This is a genomic window from Ramlibacter sp. (assembly GCF_035706265.1).
In the GTDB taxonomy this organism is placed as follows: domain Bacteria; phylum Pseudomonadota; class Gammaproteobacteria; order Burkholderiales; family Burkholderiaceae_C; genus Ramlibacter.
The window spans coordinates 1-2786 of record NZ_DASSVG010000099.1; the positions used below are offsets into that span (position 1 = coordinate 1).

3 protein-coding genes are annotated in these 2786 nt (G+C 68.3%); 1 reads left to right on the forward strand and 2 read right to left on the reverse strand.

What is annotated here, in order from left to right:
- On the reverse strand, positions 1–806 hold an 806-nt coding region (locus tag VFM98_RS03845; RefSeq protein ID WP_325108581.1), incomplete at its 3' end, for a class I tRNA ligase family protein.
- Between the two features lie 111 nt (positions 807–917).
- Positions 918–1928: a bifunctional riboflavin kinase/FAD synthetase gene (locus VFM98_RS03850; RefSeq protein ID WP_325108582.1), complete on the reverse strand. Its 1011-nt coding sequence runs from the start codon at positions 1926–1928 to the stop codon at positions 918–920.
- Between the two features lie 165 nt (positions 1929–2093).
- Between VFM98_RS03850 and VFM98_RS03855 the strand changes: the two genes are divergently transcribed.
- Positions 2094–2651 (forward strand): HNH endonuclease, encoded by a 558-nt coding sequence (locus VFM98_RS03855; protein WP_325108583.1) that lies wholly within the window; start codon positions 2094–2096, stop codon positions 2649–2651.
- Positions 2652–2786: the final 135 nt, after the last annotated feature.

The following is a 2786-nucleotide window of genomic DNA, read 5'->3' on the forward strand; positions in this document are numbered from 1 at the left end:
TCCCCAGAGGGGAGAGGGAGTTCCCGGCCGCCCACCCCGGCCCCTTCCCCGGCGGGAAGAGGAAGTTCGCTCCCTCTCCCGCTTGCGGGAGAGGGTTGGGGTGAGGGCTGCTGGGGTGAGGGCAGCCCGAAGGCCTCGTACACCTTCGCCGCATCGTCGGCCTTGAACCCCACGTCCAGCGTCTGCGACTTCTTGTCAGCGTATTCGATCTCGAATTCGGCCAGCGAGGAGCCGCAGTCGAAGCACCAGTACACGGGCTTGAGCCCGCGGTAGACGAAGCCGCGCTCGATCACGCGCTTGAAAGCGCGGATCTCGTTGGCCTCCGTCACGAAGTCCATCGTGCGGTACGGGTTGTCCCAGTCGCCAAGCACGCCCAGGCGCTTGAAATCCTTGCGCTGGATGTCGATCTGCTCGGTGGCGAAGGCGCGGCTCTTCGCCTGCATCTCGTCGCGCGGCAGGTTGCGGCCGAACTTCTTCTCGATGGCGTTCTCGATCGGCAGGCCGTGGCAGTCCCAGCCGGGGATGTAGGCCGCGTCCAGGCCCTTGAGCTGGCGCGACTTGACGATCATGTCCTTCAGGATCTTGTTGACCGCGTGCCCCATGTGGATCTGGCCGTTGGCATAGGGCGGGCCGTCGTGCAGCACGAACTTCTGCCGGCCGCAGCGCGCCTCGCGCAGGCGCTTGTAGAGGCCCTGGTCCTCCCACTCCTTCACCCAGCCCGGCTCGCGCTTGGCGAGGTCCGCGCGCATCGGGAACGGCGTGTCGGGCAGGTTGAGGGTGGCGCGGTAATCGGTCTTGTCGGTCATGGAAGCCTCTGCGACGGGGGGATGTCATGCCGGGAGGGCCCCGGCATTCCACGCGCGCGCAGCGCGTGGGCCTCTGGATTGCGGGTCAGGCCCGCAATGGCGAAGTCCCCGTCAAATTCGGTCGCGCGTGGTCTGCCGCCGCGTCTCGGCGTGCGTGGAAGCGAAGAACGCCCGCGCGGCGTCGCAGTCGCGCGCGATGCCCGCCTTCAGGGCCTCGAGGCCCTCGTAGCGCAGCTCGTCGTGCAGTTTGTGCAGCAGTTCCACGCGGATGATTTTACCGTAGGCCCCTTCCTCGCCCAGCCGCGCCGGCCAGTCGAAGCAATGGGTCTCCAGCAGCACGCGGCCGCCGTTCACGTCGCGCGGGTCCAGGGAAGGGCGGATCCCGAGGTTGGCCACGCCCTCCAGGGGCTGCTCGGTGAGGCCGTGCACCGTCACGGCGAAGATGCCGCTGGCGGCCGGCTTCCAGTGCGAGAAGCGCAGGTTGAGCGTCTTGAAGCCGAGCTCGCGCCCCAGCTTGCGGCCGTGCACCACGTGGCCGCTGATGCTGTAGGGGCGACCGAGCAGGGCCGCCGTGCCCGTCATGTCGCCGCGGGCCAGCGCCTCGCGGACCGCCGAGCTCGAGACGCGCAGGCCGTGCACCTCGTAGCTGTTCATGCGCGCCACGTCGAATCCCAGGCGGCTGCCGGCGGAATCGAGCATCGCGTAGTCGCCGGCGCGCCGGGCGCCGAAGCGGAAGTCGTCGCCGACCAGGACGTACCTGGCCCCCAGTCCGCGCACCAGCACCTCCTCGATGAAGGCGTCGGGCTGCTGGCCCGACAGGCGGGCATCGAACTTGAGGATCACGCACTGGTCCACGCCGCACTTGCGCAGCTCGGTGAGCTTGTCGCGCAGGGTGGCGATGCGCGCCGGCGCCAGCTCCGGCTTGCGGTGCAGGGCGGCGAAGTAGTCGCGCGGGTGCGGCTCGAAGGTGAGCACGCAGCTGGGCACCCCGCGGTGCCGGGCCTCGTTGTTCAGCAGGGCGAGCATGGCCTGGTGCCCGCGGTGGACCCCGTCGAAGTTACCGATCGTCACCGCACAGGCCCTGGCGATCTGGGGGTGGTGGAAGCCGTGCAGGATCTGCATCGAGGTGATATGTTTTTGATAGCAGGCAGGGTCCGTTCGCGCTTGCCGACGCACGCATGGCCTGCCACGGGCGGAGCGCGAAAACACGGTATATTGTGTCTCACGCTGCCTCCGGGCGCTGGCGCCCGGGCGGGGCGGCGCCTGTGCCGAATGGAGGCCATGTTCGTGAAGGTCTTGAAGCTGTCCGCCCAGGGACTGCCCCAGTCGTGGATTTCGCTGGAGCAAGCCGTCCTGCACTACGCTGCCGACCAGGTGCGATGGGAGGCAGGGGCGGAGGTGGCCGTGTTCCGCGGCGGCATCAACGCCCGCAGCGGCAAGCAGTCGCTGATCACGATCAACAGCATCATCGGCACCAAGGGCGTGCCCAACATCAACCCGTTCGAGCTCAAGCCCGGCCTCACCAACGGCAAGCTGTTCGCGCGCGACCGCAACATCTGCGCCTATTGCGGCGGCCTGTTCCACGAGGAAGAGCTCACGCGCGAGCACGTGATCCCCTTCGCCCAGAACGGCAAGGACCACTGGATGAACGTGGTGACGGCCTGCCGGGCCTGCAACCACCGCAAGGGCAACCGCACGCCCGAGCAGGCCCGCATGGACCTCCTGTACGCCCCCTACGTGCCCAGCCTGTGGGAAGACTTCATCCTGCGCAACCGCCGGATCCTGGCGGACCAGATGGAGTTCCTGATGGCGCATTTGCCCAAGAATTCCAGATTGCACGCGTGAGCGGCCCCGCCGGCACGGGGTGCGGTTTCGTGCCTGGCGCTGAGCGGCGACAGCCCTGATCGTAGGCTGGCGCTGAGAGGCGATAGCCCGAAGCCCAGCGATCAGCGCGAAAGCGCTGGGCTTCGGGCATTTCCG

What these genes read in the sequence shown, in the direction of transcription:
- VFM98_RS03850 (WP_325108582.1), bottom strand. Translation starts at nt 1,928, where the DNA reads ATGCAGATCCTGCACGGCTTCCACCACCCCCAGATCGCCAGGGCCTGT.